The sequence below is a fragment of the Citrobacter portucalensis genome, assembly GCF_002042885.1.
Taxonomy (GTDB): domain Bacteria; phylum Pseudomonadota; class Gammaproteobacteria; order Enterobacterales; family Enterobacteriaceae; genus Citrobacter; species Citrobacter portucalensis.
On the sequence record NZ_MVFY01000005.1, the window covers coordinates 158,526 to 179,383 of the forward strand.

General features: G+C 51.2%; 17 protein-coding genes. 12 read left to right on the forward strand and 5 right to left on the reverse strand.

The window, feature by feature from the left end; all coding sequences use genetic code 11:
* Positions 1-8: 8 nt before the first annotated feature.
* The gene (torC, locus tag BZK40_RS09475) at positions 9-1,142 is read right to left on the reverse strand and encodes a pentaheme c-type cytochrome TorC (protein WP_032944018.1); all 1,134 of its coding nucleotides are present in this window, start codon (positions 1,140-1,142) and stop codon (positions 9-11) included.
* Positions 1,143-1,307: 165 nt separating this feature from the next.
* On the opposite strand from torC, the gene pdxR reads away from it, so the two are divergent.
* Positions 1,308-2,780, forward strand: a complete 1,473-nt coding sequence (gene pdxR, locus BZK40_RS09480; protein ID WP_079934546.1) for a MocR-like pyridoxine biosynthesis transcription factor PdxR — start codon at positions 1,308-1,310, stop codon at positions 2,778-2,780.
* Between the two features lie 45 nt (positions 2,781-2,825).
* On the opposite strand, the gene uxuA is transcribed toward pdxR, so the two are convergent.
* Positions 2,826-4,016, reverse strand: coding sequence for a mannonate dehydratase (uxuA, locus tag BZK40_RS09485; protein ID WP_079934547.1), 1,191 nt, complete (start codon positions 4,014-4,016; stop codon positions 2,826-2,828).
* A gap of 202 nt (positions 4,017-4,218) precedes the next feature.
* Between uxuA and BZK40_RS09490 the strand changes: the two genes are divergently transcribed.
* From BZK40_RS09490 to yejF, 9 genes are all read left to right on the forward strand, one after another.
* The gene (locus BZK40_RS09490; protein WP_079934548.1) at positions 4,219-5,685 is read left to right on the forward strand and encodes a mannitol dehydrogenase family protein; all 1,467 of its coding nucleotides are present in this window, start codon (positions 4,219-4,221) and stop codon (positions 5,683-5,685) included.
* 119 nt (positions 5,686-5,804) lie between these two features.
* Positions 5,805-6,791, forward strand: coding sequence for a CobW family GTP-binding protein (locus BZK40_RS09495; protein WP_048215900.1), 987 nt, complete (start codon positions 5,805-5,807; stop codon positions 6,789-6,791).
* Between the two features lie 33 nt (positions 6,792-6,824).
* Positions 6,825-7,538, forward strand: a complete 714-nt coding sequence (locus BZK40_RS09500; RefSeq protein ID WP_032944023.1) for a phosphatase PAP2 family protein — start codon at positions 6,825-6,827, stop codon at positions 7,536-7,538.
* A 413-nt stretch (positions 7,539-7,951) separates the two neighbouring features.
* Entirely contained in the window at positions 7,952-8,521 is a 570-nt protein-coding gene (mepS, locus tag BZK40_RS09510) for a bifunctional murein DD-endopeptidase/murein LD-carboxypeptidase (RefSeq protein WP_003834567.1), read from the forward strand.
* Positions 8,522-8,688: 167 nt separating this feature from the next.
* Positions 8,689-10,248: a cyclic di-GMP phosphodiesterase gene (locus BZK40_RS09515; protein ID WP_008785287.1), complete on the forward strand. Its 1,560-nt coding sequence runs from the start codon at positions 8,689-8,691 to the stop codon at positions 10,246-10,248.
* Positions 10,249-10,348: 100 nt separating this feature from the next.
* A complete protein-coding gene (locus BZK40_RS09520; RefSeq protein ID WP_079934549.1) occupies positions 10,349-12,163 on the forward strand; it encodes an extracellular solute-binding protein in 1,815 nt (604 codons plus the stop codon).
* Positions 12,164-13,258, forward strand: coding sequence for a microcin C ABC transporter permease YejB (locus tag BZK40_RS09525; protein WP_079934550.1), 1,095 nt, complete (start codon positions 12,164-12,166; stop codon positions 13,256-13,258).
* The gene (locus tag BZK40_RS09530) at positions 13,258-14,283 is read left to right on the forward strand and encodes an ABC transporter permease (RefSeq protein WP_079934551.1); all 1,026 of its coding nucleotides are present in this window, start codon (positions 13,258-13,260) and stop codon (positions 14,281-14,283) included. The genes BZK40_RS09525 and BZK40_RS09530 overlap by 1 nt, the downstream gene beginning before the upstream one ends.
* Before the next feature lies 1 nt (position 14,284).
* Complete coding sequence (gene yejF / locus BZK40_RS09535) at positions 14,285-15,874, forward strand: microcin C ABC transporter ATP-binding protein YejF (protein WP_079934552.1); 1,590 nt, start codon at positions 14,285-14,287, stop codon at positions 15,872-15,874.
* A 3-nt stretch (positions 15,875-15,877) separates the two neighbouring features.
* On the opposite strand, the gene BZK40_RS09540 is transcribed toward yejF, so the two are convergent.
* From BZK40_RS09540 to rsuA, 3 genes are all read right to left on the reverse strand, one after another.
* On the reverse strand, positions 15,878-16,222 hold the full coding sequence (locus BZK40_RS09540) for a YejG family protein (protein ID WP_085951589.1): 345 nt from the start codon (positions 16,220-16,222) through the stop codon (positions 15,878-15,880).
* A 333-nt stretch (positions 16,223-16,555) separates the two neighbouring features.
* Positions 16,556-17,746 carry a Bcr/CflA family multidrug efflux MFS transporter gene (locus tag BZK40_RS09550; RefSeq protein ID WP_003834584.1) on the reverse strand — a complete coding sequence of 397 codons (1,191 nt, stop codon included), beginning with the start codon at positions 17,744-17,746 and terminating at the stop codon, positions 16,556-16,558.
* Positions 17,747-17,761: 15 nt separating this feature from the next.
* Entirely contained in the window at positions 17,762-18,469 is a 708-nt protein-coding gene (gene rsuA / locus BZK40_RS09555; protein ID WP_008785291.1) for a 16S rRNA pseudouridine(516) synthase RsuA, read from the reverse strand.
* A gap of 151 nt (positions 18,470-18,620) precedes the next feature.
* On the opposite strand from rsuA, the gene radD reads away from it, so the two are divergent.
* Positions 18,621-20,381: a DNA repair helicase RadD gene (radD, locus tag BZK40_RS09560; RefSeq protein ID WP_079934598.1), complete on the forward strand. Its 1,761-nt coding sequence runs from the start codon at positions 18,621-18,623 to the stop codon at positions 20,379-20,381.
* Between the two features lie 124 nt (positions 20,382-20,505).
* Positions 20,506-20,790 carry a 50S ribosomal protein L25 gene (gene rplY, locus BZK40_RS09565; RefSeq protein ID WP_003027502.1) on the forward strand — a complete coding sequence of 95 codons (285 nt, stop codon included), beginning with the start codon at positions 20,506-20,508 and terminating at the stop codon, positions 20,788-20,790.
* Positions 20,791-20,858: the final 68 nt, after the last annotated feature.

Below are 20,858 nucleotides of genomic sequence, written 5' to 3' on the forward strand. Positions count from 1 at the left end.
CATTATCCTTACTTTTTGTTGGTTTCAGACACATCGCTGGCGTGGGTCTGGAGGTATTTCAACAACGTACGTTCCTCCACCGGATTAAGCCGGTAATAGGTCGACATGGCTTTCAGTCCGGCGATCCAGCCGTTAGCGGTATATCGGGTTGTAGGAGGAGTGCTATGACAGGCGCTACAGGTGGATTGCAGCATTTGATCTGAGTACTCCCAGATTGGCGCAAGCGTGTTGATAAAGTCCTGATCGATGGTCCAGGCGGTGACGCTCACTTGCTGCCATTCCTGATGTGAGTCAGGATCGACCTGGGTTTGTAGCACTTTTACGTTCGCCATCAGGGGCTCATCGAGAACGGCGGAGAAAACGCGTTTCCCCATATACTGGGTGATCACCCGTCCACGCCCTTTGCTTTCTCGCCAGCCCGTGATTTCGAGCTGCACGTTACTGCCTTCTTTTTTCAGCACCTTGACCTCGGTGGCGGGAAATAACAGCGCCTTCCCGACCGGACTCCCTGCCGTTGCCGCCAGTGATTTTTCGCTTAATGAGAACAGCGTGGTCGCATCCGTTGGCGTATCTCCCTGACGCTGTAGCTGCTTATAGCGATCGCGAAAACCGCTGCTCATATCGGGTTTGTGATGGGCTATTCCTTTGTGACAATCGATACAGTTACTGTCTTTTGCTGCCGCTGCGGTCATTTGCGCAGCCGCGTTTGCCGATTGCTTGCCATGATCCATTGCCTCATAGCTATGGCAGGATTTACACGCCGCTGAATTATTCGCGCTCATGCGTGCCCACTCCCGCTGGGCCAGCTCCGGGCGTTTGGCAGCAAACTTTTCAGGAGTATCAATAGAAGGAGAAATAAAGGTGTGATAGAGGTCGTTTAAGGCTTCAGTTTTACGAATAAGCGTTGGAACAACGCCCGGGGGGATATGACAATCCTTACACTCAGCCCGCACGCCAGATGCGTTACGAAAATGCACGCTGGTTTTATATTCCTCTCCAGCCGTGCGCATCGAGTGACACGATAAACAAAATTCGGTGGTACTTGTGTAATGAACGCCTTGCCACGTTCCCCAAATAGCCAGGGCCATTGCCACCGCCCCAGCCAATACGCACCACAATGCGTTCTTTCTTATCCACGACATGCTTGCCTCCATTTTTTTAATAGTGACACGCTAAGGGATAATAAAAATCAAAAATAGAGACAGCGATGGCAAGCTATAGGAACAGCCGCTACTCCATGAGGTGTATCAAATAGTAAAAACGAGAAATTCGTAATATAGTGGCCATATATTAATAAGGAATTACTCATGCTTACATTAACGCTCAATAGAGAACTCCGCACTCCGCTGCAATTGCAAATTTTCCAATTTTATTTCCAGGCTATTCAGCGGGGAGATTTGCTTTGTGGCGATAAGCTTCCCTCTATTCGCGAGCAGGCTCAGGTATTGAACGTAGCCAAAATAACGGTAGTGATGGCCTATGATAAGCTTATGGCAGCAGGGTTAATCAAGAGCCGACACGGCATTGGCTATGAAGTGATATTCACCACGCCTGTACGTATAACACCAACGCATGTGCCCGTTACCCAGGGTTCTCCGCCGACAAAACCTAAAGCTGCCGGAGTCTCAACCGATGTTTACGCCGAGCCTGGACGAGAGTGCTACTGTCGGATGGGCGTCCCCGATCCCAACGCTTTTCCCTGGTCAAGCTGGCGGAAATGGAATAATGCTCCAAGCATACTTAAAGAACAATTATTTACCCGATACCATTCACCAAATGGATTATTTTCACTGCGTGAGCAATTGGTCAGATACCTTAATTTATCCCGCGGAATTAATACCCGAGCAGAGAACATCATCATTACCAACGGGATTCAGGAAGGATTATCACTGCTCAGCCAAATATTTATTATTCATCATGCTGTCAGTCAGCAAAAAAAGTGCCATATTGTGACGGAATCCCCTTGTTATTCTGGCGCATGGCATCTTTTTAATTATTACGGTGCAGACATTACGTCAATTGCCGTAGATAACCACGGACTGCAAACAGATAATTTACCCGAGTATGAAACCCAGCTTTGTTATGTTACTCCAGCGCATCAGTATCCGATGGGAAGCGTGCTTTCACTGGAGCGCCGTCAGTCATTATTAACGTGGGCGCAACGCGTCGGCGCTTACATCATTGAAGATGATTACGATGCCGTTTTTACCTATGGGGAAAATCCCCTTCCCGCGCTGAAAGCCATGGATTATCACAACCGGGTTATCTACATGGGGACATTTTCTAAAACGCTGGGGCCAGGCGCACGGCTTGGCTATCTTATTTGCCCTGATGAATTGCTTCCGGCGGTACAGAATATGAAAGCGCTCAATAACAACGGCAGTCAGTGGTTGTTGCAGCAATTTTTGGCCGAACTGATGCAAAATCAGGTGTTTTATACGCATATCAGCAAGCTGGCCTGCAGCTATGCGACGCGCCTCACCCTGTTACGCGATGGCCTTTCCACTCTGTTTCCCGAAGGGAAAATCGCTGGCGCAACGGCAGGTCTGCACCTCTCGTTACGCATTGCCAGACACGCAGAACTCATCACCAGGTTGCAGCAATGCTGCCTGTTGGCCGGGATCCGTTTCGACACTCTGCCGGATATAGAAAATGGATCAGAAGCCGCATGGCGCAAAGAGAACAGCGATGCTGTTATGTTTTTTGGGTTTGGTGGATTGCAGATACAGCAGATCAATAAAGTGCTGACAGTGCTGGAGCAGGCGCTCGCGCAACCTTGATGAAAAACAGGGATCGCGCCTGTCGCGCAATCCCTGTTGTTAGACTTACAGCAGATCGCGGAACTGCGTTTGTTTCAGCGCCAGCTCAACGCCACGGACTTCTGCCAGGCCTTTCAGGCGGCCAATCGCTGAGTAGCCCGGGTTGGTTTTCTTGTGCAGATCGTCAAGCATCTGGTGTCCATGATCCGGACGCATCGGGATAGGACGCAGGTCGCCCGCTTTTTTACGCCGCTGCTCTTCACTCAAAATGGCAGCCACCACCGATACCATATCCACATCGCCCTGCAGGTGCGCACCTTCATGGAAGGTTTTCGGGTTATCTTCACGACAGGTTGAGCGCAGGTGCGTGAAGTGGATTCGATCGCCAAAGGTTTCGATCATTTTCACCAGATCGTTATCAGCGCGCACGCCGTAAGAACCGGTGCACATGGTGAAACCATTATTAATGCTATCGACCGTTTCTTTCAGCCACTGCATATCTTCGATAGTCGAAACGATACGCGGCAGGCCGAGGATCGGGCGCGGCGGATCGTCAGGATGCACGGCCAGACGCACGCCGACTTCTTCTGCCACTGGCACAATCGCCCGCAGGAATACCGCCATATTATCGCGCAGATCGTCCTTGCTGATGCCGTCGTATTCAGCGAGACGCGCACGGAACTGATCCAGCGTATAGCCCTCTTCTGCACCAGGCAGGCCAGCAATGATATTGCGGGTCAGTTTTTCAATTTCTGCATCGCTCATGGCATTGAAGTAGTCCAGCGCCTGGCGTTGTTCTTCGGCGGTATAATCCGCTTCAGCTCCCGGGCGTTGCAGAATGTGAAGTTCGAAGGCCGCAAAAGCAATCTGGTCAAAACGCAGCGCTTTGGAACCATCCGGCAGTTGATATTCGAGGTCGGTACGCGTCCAGTCGAGGATCGGCATGAAGTTATAGCACACCGTATCGATACCACAGGTCGCCAGATTACGGATACTCTGCTGATAGTTGGCAATCCACGTTTGATATTGACCTGAACGCGTTTTGATATCTTCGTGGACAGGGATACTTTCCACTACCGACCAGGTCAGCCCTTTTTCAGCCAGAATGGCCTGACGCTGCTGAATTTCTTCTACCGACCACACTTCACCGTTAGGAATATGGTGCAAGGCGGTCACAACACCCGTTGCGCCAGCCTGACGCACATCATCAAGCGATACCGGATCGTTAGGTCCGTACCAACGCCAGGTTTGTTCCATTGTTTCACCTCACAAGTTGTTATACCAAATTAAATCATCTTAATGACGACTACCATACAGGCATCCGTCAACTGATCAACACATTGCCGATGATTGGTTGATCAAGCTCACATTCCCCGGATAAATAAGGCACACCAATTCAATTTGTTGTCATATAACTTTATACTGCCATTGTTAATTTATGGTTAATCAGGTGTATTAAATGAAAACTATTGCCTCAGCGCCACTGGCGGAAAATGTCATGATGCCGCAATACGACCGCCAGCAATTAAAAACGCGGATTGTGCATTTTGGTTTCGGTGCTTTTCACCGCGCCCATCAGGCGTTACTAACCGACAGGGTGCTGAATGCGCAGGGTGGAGACTGGGGTATTTGTGAGATCAGTCTGTTCAGCGGCGATCGACTGATGAGCCAACTGCGCGAACAGGATCATTTATTTACCGTGCTGGAAAAAGGGGCCAACGGCAACCAGCCAATTGTTATCGGCGCCGTCAACGAATGTCTCAACGCCAGGCTGGATTCGCTGGCGGCCATTATCGAAAAATTCTGCGAACCTCAGGTGGCTATTGTCTCGCTAACCATCACAGAAAAAGGCTACTGCATCGATCCGGCGACAGGCTCGTTAGACCTCAGTAATCCACGTATTGCTCACGATCTGCAAACACCGACTGAACCGCACTCTGCCCCCGGAATTATTGTTGAAGCCCTACATCGCCGACGTGAACGCGGGCTACAGCCGTTTACCGTCCTCTCTTGCGATAACATCCCGGACAATGGTCATGTGGTAAAAAACGCCGTCCTTGGAATGGCGGAGAAACGTTCACCAGAACTGGCAACCTGGATTCAGGAGCATGTCAGTTTCCCAGGCACCATGGTCGACCGCATTGTCCCTGCCGCCACTGAAGAGTCACTGGCCGAAATTGCCCGCGAGCTGGGGGTTGCTGATCCTTGCGCAATCAGCTGCGAACCGTTTATCCAGTGGGTGATTGAAGATAATTTTGTGTGTGGCCGCCCACAATGGGAAACGGCGGGCGTCCAGATGGTCGAAAATGTGTTGCCGTGGGAACAAATGAAACTGCGGATGCTGAACGGCAGTCATTCGTTTCTCGCTTATCTCGGCTATCTGGCCGGGTTCCAGCACATCAGCGACTGTATGCAGGACAGCGCATTTCGTGAAGCCGCTTACCGCCTGATGCTCAACGAACAGGTACCTACGCTGCAAATTACCGATGTGGATTTAGACCAGTATGCCCTAAGCCTGTTGGAGCGTTTTGCCAACCCAGCGTTGAAACATAAAACCTGGCAAATCGCGATGGACGGTAGCCAGAAATTACCCCAGCGCATGTTGGAAGGGATCCGCGTACATTTAGCCCGCCAAAGTGAGTGGCCACTGCTGGCGCTCGGCGTCGCAGGCTGGATGCGTTATGTGAGCGGCGTGGATGATTCAGGCACCGCTATTGATGTTCGTGACCCGTTGAGTGAGAAAATTGCCGCTCTGGTTAAACAGAGCACAGAGTCAGAACGCGTCAACGCCCTGCTTTCGCTGCGCGAGATTTTCGCCACCGATCTCGTACAGAATCCGCAGTTTGTCGCGGCCATTCAGCAGGCCTGGCAACGCATTGCCCAATACGGTGCGCATCAGGCTGTCATTGAGACGTTAAAAAGTTAACGATTTCTGCCATTAAGCAGGACGAAGCGCCTCTTCGTCCTTTCACCCCTTCTCTTTTTCCCCGTTTTTCGCCAGGATTGTTAAATGCCATTACGGTAATTTATGATTCTGGAGTAAATGTGACTAAAACCAATCTCATCACCGGTTTTCTCGGCAGTGGCAAAACCACCTCTATTCTTCATTTGTTGGCAAACAAAGACCCTGCTGAGAAGTGGGCCGTGCTGGTTAATGAGTTTGGCGAAGTTGGCATTGATGGCGCGTTGCTGGCCGACAGCGGTGCGCTGCTAAAAGAGATCCCTGGCGGCTGTATGTGCTGTGTTAACGGTCTGCCAATGCAGGTTGGCCTCAATACGCTGCTGCGTCAGGGGAAACCCGACCGCCTGCTGATTGAACCCACCGGCCTCGGGCATCCCAAACAGATTCTGGATTTACTCACCGCACCGGTTTATGAGCCGTGGATCGATCTGCGCGCAACCCTTTGTATCCTTGATCCTCGCCTGTTACTGGATGAGAAAAGCGTCGCCAATGACAATTTCCGCGATCAGCTGGCCGCTGCTGATATCATTGTTGCCAACAAAACCGACCGTGCCACGACGGAAAGCGAAAACGCCCTGCAAAGCTGGTGGCAACACTACGGCGGTAATCGACAGTTGGTTCATGCCGACCATGGGCAAATTGACGGACAGCTACTGGATTTACCCCGACTAAACCTGGCGGAGCTTCCTGCAAGCGCGGAGCACGACCATAGCCATGCCAACAAAAAGGGGCTGGCAGCGTTGAGCTTACCCGCACAGCAGCGCTGGCGTCGTAGCCTGAACAGCGGTCAGGGCCATCAGGCCTGCGGTTGGATTTTTGACGCCGATACGGTGTTCGATACCATCGGTCTGCTGGAATGGTCGCGTCTTGCCCCGGTTGGGCGCGTGAAGGGGGTAATGCGTATTAAAGAAGGACTGGTACGCATTAACCGCCAGGGAGACGACTGGCATATAGAGACGCAAAACGTCGCACCACCGGATAGCCGTATTGAACTCATCGCCGATACCGAGACTGACTGGAATGCGTTACAGAGCGCGTTGTTGAGACTTCGTTTAGACGCTAGCGCGTAAGGTTGCCTTCGTTTTTAGCAATGGTAAACGACGATGAAAACCCGATACCCTTTAATCCTCCTGCTTAATATTGCTGGTCTGGCACTGTTTCTGTCCTGGTATATTCCAGCCGGGCATGGGTTCTGGTCTTCACTCGATACGGGCGTTTTCCGCTTCTTTAATCATAAACTGGTGGAAAGCCCGCTGTTCCTATGGGTTGTTGCTATTACCAATAATCGGGCATTTGATGGCTGCTCATTGCTGGCTATGGGCGCATTGATGCTGCACTTTTGGCTCAAAGAGACGTCGGAAGGTCGCCGACGCATTGTGGCAATTGGTTTGGTTATGCTGCTCACTGCAGTAGTATTAAACCAGCTGGGCCAGGCGCTTATTCCCGTTAAACGCGCCAGCCCCACGCTTATGCTGGATAATATTTATCGCGTCAGCGAACTGCTGCATATTCCGACCAAAGATGCGTCGAAAGACAGTTTTCCTGGCGATCACGGCATGATGCTGCTTATTTTTTCCGCATTCATGCTGCGTTATTTCGGAAAAGTCGCAGGAATAATCGGCCTTATTATTGCTGTGGTTTTTGCCTTCCCGCGCGTAATGATTGGCGCCCACTGGCTCACCGATATCGTGGTTGGTTCCATGACGGTGGTCTTGATTGGCCTTCCCTGGTGGCTAATGACGCCATTAAGCGACCGATTAGTCACTCTGTTCGTGAATTATCTACCCGGCAAAAACAAACAATTTTTAAACAAATAACGCAGAGTAATTAACATCATCAGGGATACTTCTGATTCCCTGATGATGCCGGGCAATATTTCATCATTCTGATTGTCATTCTCCTGTCATCTTATTCATGTTTAAAATGAGTGGGTTGCGTATTTTTTACCCTGATTGTTCTTAATTTAGACAATGCCGTTTATTCACTTTCTGTATCAATTTTTCTTATAAGAAATCACGTAAAATCACTCGCATTGACCGGAACGATCGGGTAATCTCGAACTCGTTTTGCCTCGCGGGATAATTATTCCCTTTCAGAATAAATTTGTGCGTTCTGCCACAGATTTGACCTTAAGGAATTGTCTCATCGTGCGATGGTAATTAGTCTCGTCACGTTTGGCATTTTTTATAACGATATTTATCGTTAAGGACTTCAAGGGAAAACAAACAAAATGGTCAAATCTCAACCGATTTTGAGATATATCTTGCGGGGCATACCCGCGATAGCAGTTGCGGTTCTGCTTTCTGCATGTAGCACAACGAACACCGCCAAGAATATGCATTCTGAGACGCATGCTGTGGGCAATGGAGATAACTCTTCACTGCAAGCCTCTCAGGATGAATTTGAAAATATGGTACGTAATATCGATGTTAAATCACGTATTATGGACCAGTATGCTGACTGGAAAGGCGTGCGTTACCGCCTTGGCGGCAGCACCAAAAAAGGTATTGATTGCTCAAGCTTCGTGCAGCGTACATTCCGCGAGCAATTTGGTTTAGAGCTTCCGCGCTCAACCTATGAACAACAGGAAACGGGAAAATCCGTTTCGCGCACTAATCTGCGCACAGGCGATCTGGTTCTGTTCCGTGCTGGTTCTACTGGCCGTCACGTCGGTATTTATATCGGTAACAACCAGTTTGTACATGCCTCGACCAGCAGTGGCGTTATCATTTCCAGCATGAACGAGCCTTACTGGAAAAAACGCTACAACGAAGCTCGCCGGGTTCTGAGCCGCAGTTAGTTTCGTTTGGCAGCTATCCCTTGGCTATCCTGATGAGACATTCCAAAAGCACTGCTTCGGCGGTGCTTTTTTGTTTCCCCCTGCGACTAAGAAAAATCTCACAACATGAGTCATTTCAGGTTATATTCATACAGAGTAAGCGGTTAAATCAGGTAAAATAAGGATCTATGTTCAGACGCTCTTCTTCATCCGGTCGGAAAATCCTGCTTTCCTGTATGTTAACGGGGCTTATCGTCGCAATACTCGTGAGTACCCTGCAGTTTTTCGTCACCTGGCATAAACGAGAAGTTAAGTACGACACGCTCCTTGCCGATATCCAGAATTACGTCAGCAGCTACTTTACCGACCTCAAAACCACCACCGATGCCCTTCAGCCGCTGGTTGCCAACAGTTGCCAACAAGTTGGCGCTAAACTGACCTCCAGTGCAGCCTTTAGCCTGAACGTTCGCGCTTTCTTACTGGTAAAAGACGGTATCGCTTTCTGCTCTTCCGCAACAGGTTCCATGTTCACTCCGATTTTAGATTTGATCCCGAACCTCGATATCAGCAGAAATATTGATGTGGAATTACTTCCCGGTACGCCCATGATGCCGGACAAACCAGCGATCATGATTTGGCACCGAAACGCGTCGTTCAACGATAGCGGCGTATTTACCTCACTGAATATCAATCTGGCACCTTATCTGCTCTATACCGCCCGGCAGGATGATTTTGACGGTATTGCAATTATCGTCGGTAATACCGCAATTTCGACATTCTCATCGCGAATCATCGATGTCTCCGCTCTTCCTCATACCTCCTGGCGGCAGGCCACTCTTGAAGGGATCCCGCTTAAAATTCGCTTATACGCACAAGAGTGGAGCTATACCGACGTCTGGTATTCTATTTTGTTGGGATGCATGGCCGGGATTATTGCCGCCCTTCTCCTCTGGTACTACATCTACAGCATCCGTTTACGCCCAGGCAAAGATATCCTCAACGCCATCAAGCATAACCAGTTTTATGTGGTGTACCAGCCCGTCGTAGAGATGCAAACGCTGGAAGTGAAAGGCGTCGAGGTCCTGTTACGTTGGAATCACCCAACAACGGGCGAGATCCCACCGGATGCCTTTATTCATTACGCTGAATCACAGAAAATGATTGTCCCGCTGACTCAGCATCTCTTTAAGTTGATCGCCCAGGATGCCCCGGCGCTGCAAAAAGTGTTACCCGCTGGCGCAAAATTGGGGATCAATATCGCGCCATCGCATCTGCATGGCGAGACATTTAAAGACGACATCCGGCACCTGCACGCTTCACTTCCCGCAAACTATTTTCAGATAGTGCTGGAAATCACTGAACGAGATATGCTCAATCAGCACGAGGCCACAAAGCTATTTGAATGGCTGCATTCCGCAGGTTTTGAAATTGCGATTGATGATTTTGGCACCGGCCATAGCGCGCTTATTTATCTGGAACGCTTTACCGTTGACTACCTGAAAATCGATCGCGGATTTATTAACGCCATCGGGACGGAAACCCTGACCTCTCCGGTTCTGGACGCCGTGTTGACACTTTCTAAACGTCTTAATATGCTGACGGTTGCGGAAGGGGTAGAAACTCCTGAGCAAGCCCGTTGGCTGCGCGATCGTGGGGTGCATTTTTTCCAGGGATACTGGATTAGCCGACCATTAAAGCTTGCTGATTTTGTGCGTTGGATGGCACAGCCCAATAAGCCGACGTGGTGATCGCAGTATGCGATTCATATACTCTCACTCGCCGCTACATCCCTTATCTTTCAGGCATGATGCCCGTCGGGTTGTGGCAGGAAAAGGAAATCGCTTTTATATGATCCCTCGCGTACTGCTTCTGTTTATTACCCTCATCGGGTTTAGCGCCCAGGCGCAATCCATCAAAGAAAGCTATGCTTTTGCCGTACTGGGTGAACCGAAGTACGCATTTAACTTTAATCATTTCGATTATGTGAATCCCGCAGCCCCTAAAGGGGGTCAAATCACCCTGTCCGCCATTGGCACGTTTGACAACTTTAACCGCTATGCGATGCGCGGTAACCCCGGCGCACGTACCGAAACGCTTTACGATACGTTGTTTACGACCTCTGACGATGAACCTGGTAGCTATTACCCGCTCATTGCCGACAGCGCACGCTATGCTAACGACTATTCTTGGGTAGAAATTGCCATTAATCCACGAGCGCGTTTTCACGATGGCTCACCCATTACCGCCCGCGACGTCGCATTCACCTTCCACAAATTTATGACTGAAGGCGTGCCGCAGTTTCGTCTGGTCTACAAGGGAACAACGGTAAAAGCCATCGCGCCATTAACCGTACGCATTGAATTAGCCAAACCGGGTAAAGAGGACATGCTCAGCCTGTTTTCGTTACCCGTGATGCCAGAGAAGTACTGGAAAGATCATAAGCTCAGCGATCCCTTATCATCGCCACCGCTCGCCAGCGGCCCTTATCGTATTACGAAATGGAAGATGGGCCAGTATATTGTCTATTCGCGCGTCAAAGATTATTGGGCCGCTAATCTGCCCGTCAATCGTGGACGCTGGAACTTTGATACCATCCGCTACGACTACTATCTGGATGATAACGTCGCCTTTGAAGCGTTTAAGGCCGGTGCGTTTGATCTGCGTCTTGAAAATGATGCCAAAAACTGGGCGACGCGCTATACCGGGAAAAATTTCGCGAATCACTACATCATCAAAGATGAACAAAAGAACGAATCCGCGCAGGATACCCGCTGGCTGGCATTTAATATTCAGCGCCCGGTATTCAACGACCGACGGGTGCGGGAAGCCATCACGCTGGCCTTTGATTTTGAATGGATGAATAAAGCGCTGTTCTATAATGCCTGGAGCCGGACCAACAGCTATTTTCAGAATACCGAATATGCCGCGACAAAATACCCCGACGCAGATGAGCTGGTGATACTCGCGCCCTTGAAAAAAGATCTCCCCTCTGAGGTCTTTAGCCAAATCTATCAGCCGCCAAAATCAAAAGGCGATGGCTACGACCGCGACAACCTGTTGAAAGCCGATACCTTACTGGAGCAGGCCGGGTGGGTACTAAAGGGTCAGCAGCGCGTAAACAGCGCCAGCGGTAAACCTCTGAGCTTTGAACTGTTGCTCCCGGCGGGCAGCAACAGTCAGTGGGTGCTGCCGTTCCAGCACAACCTGCAGCGCTTAGGTATTACCATGAATATCCGCCAGGTGGATAACTCACAAATCACGAACCGCCTGCGCAGTCGCGACTATGACATGATGCCGAGGTTGTATCGCGCGATGCCGTGGCCGAGTTCGGACCTGCAAATTCTGTGGGCCTCTCAATATATTGATTCCAGCTACAACGCCCCCGGCGTACAAAGCCCGGTGATTGATAAACTGATCGACCAAATCATCGCGGCACAAGGTGATAAAGCCAAATTGATCCCACTGGGCCGGGCACTGGACAGGGTATTAACCTGGAACTACTACATGTTGCCGATGTGGTTTATGGCAGAGGATCGCATCGCCTGGTGGGATAAATTTTCACATCCTGCTATTCGCCCAATTTACACCATTGGCCTCGACAACTGGTGGTATGACGTCAACAAAGCGGCGAAACTGCCCGCTGCCAGACGACAGGGAGAATAAATGGGCGCGTATCTGATTCGACGTCTACTGCTGGTGATCCCAACGCTTTGGGCCATCATCACCATCAACTTTTTTATCGTGCAAATAGCCCCAGGCGGACCGGTTGAACAGGCCGTCGCCGCCATTGAGTTCGGGCAAAGCGGGGCATTACCCGGCGCGGGTAGCGAAGGCGTTCGCGCCAGCCACGCGCAAACCGGCGTTGGTAACATCAGCGACAGTAATTATCGAGGCGGCCGGGGTCTGGACCCGGAAGTGATCGCCGAAATCACTCGCCGCTATGGGTTCGATAAGCCCATTCATGAGCGTTACTTCAAAATGCTCTGGGATTACATGCGTTTCGATTTCGGTGACAGCCTGTTTCGTAGCGCCTCGGTGCTGACGCTTATCAAAGACAGCCTGCCTGTTTCCGTCACGCTGGGGCTGTGGAGTACGCTCATCATCTATCTGGTGTCGATACCGCTTGGGATCCGCAAAGCGGTGCATAACGGCAGCCGGTTTGATGTCTGGAGCAGCGCATTTATTATTATCGGCTATGCCATACCGGCCTTTCTGTTTGCCATTTTGCTGATCGTCTTTTTTGCCGGGGGAAGCTACTACGACCTGTTCCCGCTTCGCGGGCTGGTTTCCGCCAATTTTGACTCCCTGCCCTGGTATCAGAAAGTAACCGACTACCTTTGGCATATTACCCTGCCGGTGCTGGCGACGGTGGTTGGTGGGTTTGCCGCGCTGACTATGCTGACCAAGAACTCATTTCTGGATGAGGTGCGCAAACAATATGTCGTCACCGCACGCGCTAAAGGGGTCAGCGAGAAAAATATTCTGTGGAAACATGTGTTTCGCAATGCCATGTTGTTGGTGATCGCCGGCTTCCCGGCAACGTTTATCAGCATGTTTTTTACCGGCTCACTGCTGATTGAAGTGATGTTTTCGCTTAACGGCCTGGGATTGCTGGGTTATGAATCCACCGTATCACGCGACTACCCGGTAATGTTTGGCACGCTTTATATCTTCACCCTGATCGGTCTGCTGCTGAATATCCTCAGCGACATCAGCTATACGCTGGTCGATCCTCGTATTGATTTTGAGGGACGCTAATGTCGCGATTAAGCCCCGTCAATCAGGCCCGCTGGGCGCGCTTTCGCCACAACCGTCGCGGCTACTGGTCGCTGTGGATTTTTCTGGTGCTGTTCGGTCTTAGCCTGTGTTCAGAACTGATTGCCAATGATAAGCCGCTACTGGTGCGCTACGACAATAGCTGGTATTTCCCCCTGTTCAAAAACTACAGTGAAAGCGACTTCGGCGGACCGCTGGCGACTCAGGCTGATTATCAGGACCCGTGGCTACAACAGCGCCTGGAAAACCAGGGCTGGATCCTGTGGGCACCAATACGCTTTGGGGCCACCAGCATTAACTTTGCCACCGATAAGCCCTTCCCTTCCCCACCTTCCGCACAAAACTGGCTGGGAACAGACGCCAACGGCGGTGATGTACTGGCGCGCATCCTCTACGGCACACGTATTTCTGTCTTGTTTGGTCTAATGCTCACCCTCTGTTCGAGTGTGATGGGCATTATGGCTGGCGCAATTCAGGGCTATTATGGCGGCAAGGTGGACCTGTGGGGGCAACGATTCATTGAAGTTTGGTCAGGAATGCCAACGCTGTTTCTCATCATCCTATTGTCTAGCGTGGTCCAGCCTAACTTCTGGTGGCTGCTGGGCATTACCGTGCTGTTTGGCTGGATGAGCCTGGTTGGCGTGGTGCGCGCGGAATTTTTACGTACCCGAAACTTTGATTACATTCGAGCCGCTCAAGCGCTAGGCGTAAGCGATCGCAATATTATTCTGCGTCATATGCTGCCTAACGCGATGGTCGCGGCCCTGACTTTTTTACCGTTTATTTTATGCGCCTCGATAACTACTCTGACCTCACTGGATTTTCTTGGGTTCGGTTTACCGCTTGGCTCGCCATCACTGGGAGAACTCCTGTTACAGGGTAAAAACAACCTGCAGGCACCGTGGCTTGGCATCACCGCGTTCATCTCCGTTGCCCTGCTACTATCACTACTGATCTTTATTGGTGAAGCGGTACGCGATGCGTTTGATCCCAACAAGGCGATTTAAAATGACACAACCTCTGTTAGCCATTGAGAATTTATCGGTAGGTTTTCGTCAACAAGAGACCGTGCGCACCGTAGTCAATGCCCTCTCACTACGGGTTGATGCCGGACAAACGCTGGCGCTGGTGGGCGAGTCTGGCTCGGGGAAAAGCGTGACCGCGCTTTCTATCCTACGGTTGTTACCGTCCCCTCCGGTAGTTTACCCTTCCGGGGACATCCGTTTTCATGGTGAATCATTACTTCACGCCAACGAGCAGACGCTTCGCGGCGTACGGGGGAATAAAATCGCCATGATTTTCCAGGAGCCGATGGTGTCACTGAACCCGCTCCACAATCTGGAAAAACAGCTTTATGAAGTGCTGTCGCTGCATAGGGGAATGCGTCGGGAAGCGGCGCGGGCAGAAATCCTGACCTGCCTGGATCGCGTTGGCATCCGTCAGGCGGCCAAACGTCTCGCAGATTACCCACACCAACTGTCCGGCGGTGAACGCCAGCGTGTGATGATCGCCATGGCACTGCTGACACGACCTGAGCTGCTTATTGCTGATGAACCGACTACCGCGCTGGACGTTTCCGTTCAGGCACAGATCCTGCAATTGCTGAGGGAACTACAGCGCGAGCTGAACATGGGATTACTGTTCATCACCCACAACCTGAGTATTGTGAAAAAACTGGCCGATACCGTGGCGGTCATGCAAAACGGCAAGTGCGTTGAGCAAAATAGAGCAGCACAGTTGCTCACTGCGCCAACGCATCCCTACACGCAGAAATTATTAAACAGCGAACCTTCCGGCGACCCGGTACCTTTGCCTGTCGGGCAAGCTCCGTTGCTGGAAGTAGAAAAACTCCGCGTCGCCTTTCCTATCCGCAAAGGTATCCTGAAACGCGTGGTGGACCACAACGTCGTCGTTAACGACGTCAGTTTTTCCCTCCGGCCCGGTGAAACGCTGGGGCTGGTTGGAGAGTCAGGCTCCGGAAAAAGCACTACCGGACTGGCGCTTCTGCGGTTAATCACCTCGCAGGGAAGCATTGTGTTCGATGGTCTGGCACTGCATACCTTAAATCGACGCCAGCTATTGCCGGTCCGTCACCGTATTCAGGTGGTATTTCAGGATCCCAACTCCTCGCTGAACCCACGCCTGAGCGTGCTACAGATTATCGAGGAGGGGTTGCGCGTTCATCAGCCTACCCTGTCAGCCGAACAACGCGAGGCACAGGTGAAAGCGGTAATGGCGGAAGTGGGATTGGATAGCGAAACGCGACATCGTTATCCTGCGGAGTTTTCTGGCGGACAACGCCAACGCATTGCTATTGCCAGAGCATTGATTCTCAAACCTTCCCTGATCATTCTGGATGAACCAACATCGTCGCTCGACAGGACCGTACAGGCGCAAATCCTGACGTTGTTAAAATCCTTACAGGAAAAGCATCGGCTGGCTTATATTTTTATCAGCCATGATTTGCACGTAGTACGCGCATTATGCCATCAGGTTATTGTGCTACGTCAGGGAGAGGTCGTGGAGCAAGGGCAATGCGAGCACGTCTTTAACGCACCACAGCAGGCCTATACGCGTCAGCTGCTCGCGCTAAGCTGACGCTCAAAAAGGATTGTTGTTTGAAAACGGTTCTGCGATAGCCACGCCGAAGTTTTTCAGTCTGCAGGTCGCGGCAAATTCGTCCTGACGATTCACAAACAGGCACGGCTCTCCTTCACATTCCAGTACGGAACAAGGAACCTCGATATCACTGAGGGCCTGGCTGAGCTTATGCATGACTGACCACGCGCTGTCACCATCAGGACTGAGCAATTTGAGTGCCACCAGGCTGTTCTCATTACTCTGACCGTTTTGCGGAATCGGTTCAACTTTCGAACCTGCGAAACCCACCGACCAACGATAGCTCTGCGGCAGACGATGAACGATTGAGAGTTGTAATGTCATCACTTTCTTTCCCTGGAAGCACAATCACTTCACAATTATTTTACATCAATATTAACACATCATTGACAATACGTCTTTAGACAGTTGGTAAACGTTTACATCCAGTACTTATGCTGCTTACAGAACCCAGTAATTAAATTTATTCAACGGTTCTGGCATATTTCCGGGCTATATGTACTCGTTTCTGCGATCTAACTCAACCTTTTTAACTACAATGATGTGACTTTTTACATAAATTGATTTTACATAAAATAAACATAAGCGGGGGAAATGATAGATTTGCGGTTGATGTACATCAACTCTGGAGACCTTATGGCCCCCAGGTTGTGTAATAGATCACCGTTTTTGAGCGCGACTGGCGTAAAGATAGAAGAGAATTGAGCAGGTAGCGCAAAATGCGATCGACCATATCATTGGCCAGGCCGAGTTAAAGGTCGCCAGAGACAACAGGGCCCCGACAATGGCGCCAATGCCAAAGCGGAATGTCCCAGCCAGCGATGACGCCGTTCCTGCCATATGCGGAAATTCATCCAGAATAACCGCCATGGCGTTTGATGACACCATCGATACACAGCCAACAAACGCCGCAACGCCAACGACCAGAGCCCAGAACCCCAGCCCAAACAGTGCGCTAAAGACCATCCATCCCGCCATCACGAACTGGATCCACAGACCGGTACGGAACATATTCAATGCCCCAACCCGACGCACAAAGCGACTGTTGATGATAGTCATCACGAACAGGAATACGATGTTCAGTGCGAAGTAATAACCGAAATGCTGCGGTGAAACGTGGTTGATCTCAATGTAAACAAAGGGTCCGGCGCTCAGAAACGAGAACATCCCGGCAAAGCTGAACCCGCTGGCCAGCATATAGCTCAGCACTCGTTTATGACGAAACAGCGAGGCAAAGTTGCCAATAGTGGTACGCAGGCGAAACGGCTGGCGACGCTCTACAGGCAGGGTCTCTTTGATCAGCGTAAAGATCATCACCGACGCCAGAACAGCCGCCATGGCGAGGATCCAAAAGATATAGTGCCAGCTAAGCCATACCAGCACCCAACCACCCACGATAGGTGCCAACAAAGGCGCAATTGTCGTGACCAGCATGACGAATGACATCATGCGTGAGAACTCTTCCTTCGGATAGATATCGCGCATCAGGGCGTTGATAACCACGCTCGCCGCCGCGGCAGCCAGACCGTGGAAGAAACGCATCACGATCAGTTGATCAATAGTTTGCGCCAGGGCGCAGGCCACTGCCGCCGCCGCAAACACCAGCGTTCCGCCCAGAATCACCGGCTTGCGCCCAATGCTGTCAGCCATTGGGCCATAGAGCAACTGCCCCACTGCAAACCCCAGAATATAGGTACTGAGGGTCATCTGCGCGCTACCCGCAGGCACACCAAACTGTTCTGAGATAACAGGTAGCGCCGGAAGATACATATCAATCGACAACGGCATCAGCATGGCTAACAAGCCAAGGATAAAGACTATGGCAATTGACGAGTTCTGCCGGGTGGTCACATTTAGCTCCTGAAATTAACGCGGGGTTAAGTTAACGCTGGCGATTTCTTCTTCGGTCAATGGACGGTATTCACCCGGCTCCAGATCGTCATCAAGCCTGATGTCACCAATTCGTTCACGGTGCAGTTCCACAACGTGGTTACCCACCGCGGCAAACATACGTTTTACCTGATGATAACGCCCTTCGCTGATGGTCAATCGCACCTGAGTTGGCGTAATGACCTCCAGAACAGCCGGTTTGGTCAGGTCTTTTTCATTATGCAACTGTACGCCATGGGCAAACTGCTCGGCGGTATCGTCTGCCACTGGCGACTCCAGCGTCACCAGATAGGTTTTCTCACAATGGTGACGAGGAGAGGTGATACGATGCGACCACTGTCCGTCATCGGTCATCAGTACCAGTCCGGTGGTGTCGATATCCAGACGCCCTGCCGCATGCAATTTGTAGGCAACCGGTTCATCAAGGAAATAGAGCACCGTCGGATGATCCGGATCATCCGTTGAGCAAACATAACCCTGAGGCTTATTCAGCATAAAATAGCGCGGGCCATTTTGTTGAACCAGGGAATTACCGTCATATTCGACGTCGTGTTCTGGTAGCAGCTTAAAGGCACTGTTTTTAACGATTTCACCGTCGACGGTAACGCGGTTAGCACGGATCTCACGCCCGGCAATAGCGCGGCTGACGCCGAGTTGCTGAGCGATAAATTTATCAAGTCGCATGAGTGTGATTTTTGCCTGTAAAAATACGAGAAGCGGGTTTACGCCCGAAAAGTGGGACTATTATCCGCCCAGTATAGCGGTGTTACACCATCCCTCAAGGGAAATGATTCATGGCATACTATACATTGTTGCTGTTTACCTTAATGAGCTCATGATTTTTACTCTTCGCCCGTACCAAAAAGAAGCCGTGGACGCCACGCTCAACCATTTTCGCCACCACCGCACCCCGGCGGTTATCGTCCTGCCAACCGGCGCGGGCAAAAGTCTGGTGATTGCAGAACTGGCCCGCGTGGCACGTGGTCGCGTACTGGTACTGGCGCACGTCAAAGAACTGGTCGCACAAAACCATGCCAAATATTGTGCGCTGGGGCTGGAAGCCGATATTTTTGCCGCAGGCCTGAAGCGTAAAGAGAGCCACGGGAAAGTGGTCTTTGGCAGCGTACAGTCGGTAGCGCGTAATCTGGACGCCTTTCAGGGAGAATTCTCACTGCTGATCGTCGATGAATGCCATCGTATTGGCGATGATGAAGAGAGTCAGTATCAGCAAATCCTCACTCACCTGACTAAAGTAAATCCCCACTTACGTCTGCTCGGGCTTACCGCCACGCCTTTTCGTTTGGGCAAGGGCTGGATTTATCATTTTCATTATCATGGTATGGTGCGCGGCGATGAAAAAGCGCTGTTTCGCGACTGCATTTATGAATTACCGCTGCGCTACATGATTAAACACGGCTACCTGACGCCGCCAGAACGCCTCGACATGCCGGTCGTGCAGTATGACTTTAGCCGCCTGCAGGCGCAGAGTAACGGCCTGTTTAGCGAAGCGGATCTGAATCAGGAGCTGAAAAAGCAGCAACGAATAACGCCGCATATCATCAGCCAGATTGTCGAGTTTGCCCAAACCCGCAAAGGGGTGATGATTTTCGCCGCCACCGTTGAGCACGCCAAAGAAATTCTGGGCCTGCTGCCCGCTGACGACGCCGCGCTAATCACTGGGGATACGCCAGGCGCTGAGCGCGACGTGCTGATTGAAGAGTTCAAAGCCCAGCGCTTTCGCTATCTGGTGAATGTGTCGGTCCTGACCACCGGCTTTGATGCCCCGCACGTTGACCTTATCGCCATTCTGCGCCCGACGGAATCAGTTAGCCTTTACCAACAAATTGTCGGTCGTGGGTTGCGCCTTGCACCGGGTAAAACCGACTGTCTGATCCTCGATTATGCCGGCAACCCGCACGATCTGTACGCACCGGAAGTGGGTGCACCGAAAGGGAAAAGCGACAACGTTCCGGTACAGGTGTTCTGTCCTGCCTGCGGATTTGCAAACACCTTCTGGGGCAAAACCACGGCAGACGGCACGCTGATTGAACATTTTGGCCGCCGCTGCCAGGGATGGTTTGAAGATGATGACGGCCATCGCGAACAGTGCGATTTTCGTTTCCGTTTTAAAAACTGTCCACAGTGCAACGCGGAAAATGACATTGCTGCCCGCCGTTGTCGGGAGTGCGACACGGTGCTGGTTGACCCGGATGACATGCTGAAAGCCGCGCTCAGGCTCAAAGATGCGCTGGTCCTGCGCTGTAGTGGTATGGTGTTACAAAACGGGCAGGATGATAAAGGCGAATGGCTGAAAATCACCTATTACGATGAAGATGGCGCTGACGTCAGCGAACGCTTTCGCCTGCACACTCCCGCGCAGCGTACGGCCTTCGAACAACTGTTTATTCGCCCGCACACCCGAACACCCGGTATACCCTTACGCTGGATAACCGCCGCCGATATCCTCAATCAGCAGGCGTTGTTACGGCATCCTGATTTCGTGGTGGCGCGCATGAAAGGTCAGTACTGGCAGGTCCGTGAAAAGGTCTTCGATTATGAAGGACGCTTTCGTCGGGCACATGAATTACGCGGTTAATCGTACTTTTGATTGATGTACCAGCCGTTTGAGTATAGAATCTCGCCCGCTTTTGCATACGCAAAGCAGATCACTTACCTGTTGCTGGGTCGCCTGTAGCAGGAATTATTAAAGAGAGATTTAAATGTTTACTATCAACGCTGAAGTACGTAAAGAGCAGGGTAAGGGTGCGAGCCGCCGCCTGCGTGCCGCTAACAAGTTCCCGGCAATCATCTACGGTGGCGCAGAAGCCCCGATTGCTATCGAACTGGATCACGATGCAGTTATGAACATGCAAGCTAAAGCTGAATTCTACAGCGAAGTTCTGACCATCGTTGTTGACGGTAAAGAAGTTAAAGTTAAAGCTCAGGCTGTACAGCGTCACCCGTTCAAGCCGAAGCTGTCCCACATCGACTTCGTTCGCGCGTAATCGCCTGGAAGTTGAAGAAAACCCCGCCTCGGCGGGGTTTTTTTATGCGTTTAATTTAGTTTGACGAC

Bases quoted from the DNA above. Each gene is read 5' to 3' on its own strand.
- torC (WP_032944018.1), bottom strand. From the start codon at position 1,142: ATGTCGTGGATAAGAAAGAACGCATTGTGGTGCGTATTGGCTGGGGCG.
- pdxR (WP_079934546.1), top strand. From the start codon at position 1,308: ATGCTTACATTAACGCTCAATAGAGAACTCCGCACTCCGCTGCAATTG.
- uxuA (WP_079934547.1), bottom strand. From the start codon at position 4,016: ATGGAACAAACCTGGCGTTGGTACGGACCTAACGATCCGGTATCGCTT.
- BZK40_RS09490 (WP_079934548.1), top strand. From the start codon at position 4,219: ATGAAAACTATTGCCTCAGCGCCACTGGCGGAAAATGTCATGATGCCG.
- BZK40_RS09500 (WP_032944023.1), top strand. From the start codon at position 6,825: ATGAAAACCCGATACCCTTTAATCCTCCTGCTTAATATTGCTGGTCTG.
- mepS (WP_003834567.1), top strand. From the start codon at position 7,952: ATGGTCAAATCTCAACCGATTTTGAGATATATCTTGCGGGGCATACCC.
- BZK40_RS09515 (WP_008785287.1), top strand. From the start codon at position 8,689: ATGTTCAGACGCTCTTCTTCATCCGGTCGGAAAATCCTGCTTTCCTGT.
- BZK40_RS09520 (WP_079934549.1), top strand. From the start codon at position 10,349: ATGATCCCTCGCGTACTGCTTCTGTTTATTACCCTCATCGGGTTTAGC.
- BZK40_RS09525 (WP_079934550.1), top strand. From the start codon at position 12,164: ATGGGCGCGTATCTGATTCGACGTCTACTGCTGGTGATCCCAACGCTT.
- BZK40_RS09530 (WP_079934551.1), top strand. From the start codon at position 13,258: ATGTCGCGATTAAGCCCCGTCAATCAGGCCCGCTGGGCGCGCTTTCGC.
- yejF (WP_079934552.1), top strand. From the start codon at position 14,285: ATGACACAACCTCTGTTAGCCATTGAGAATTTATCGGTAGGTTTTCGT.
- rsuA (WP_008785291.1), bottom strand. From the start codon at position 18,469: ATGCGACTTGATAAATTTATCGCTCAGCAACTCGGCGTCAGCCGCGCT.
- radD (WP_079934598.1), top strand. From the start codon at position 18,621: ATGATTTTTACTCTTCGCCCGTACCAAAAAGAAGCCGTGGACGCCACG.
- rplY (WP_003027502.1), top strand. From the start codon at position 20,506: ATGTTTACTATCAACGCTGAAGTACGTAAAGAGCAGGGTAAGGGTGCG.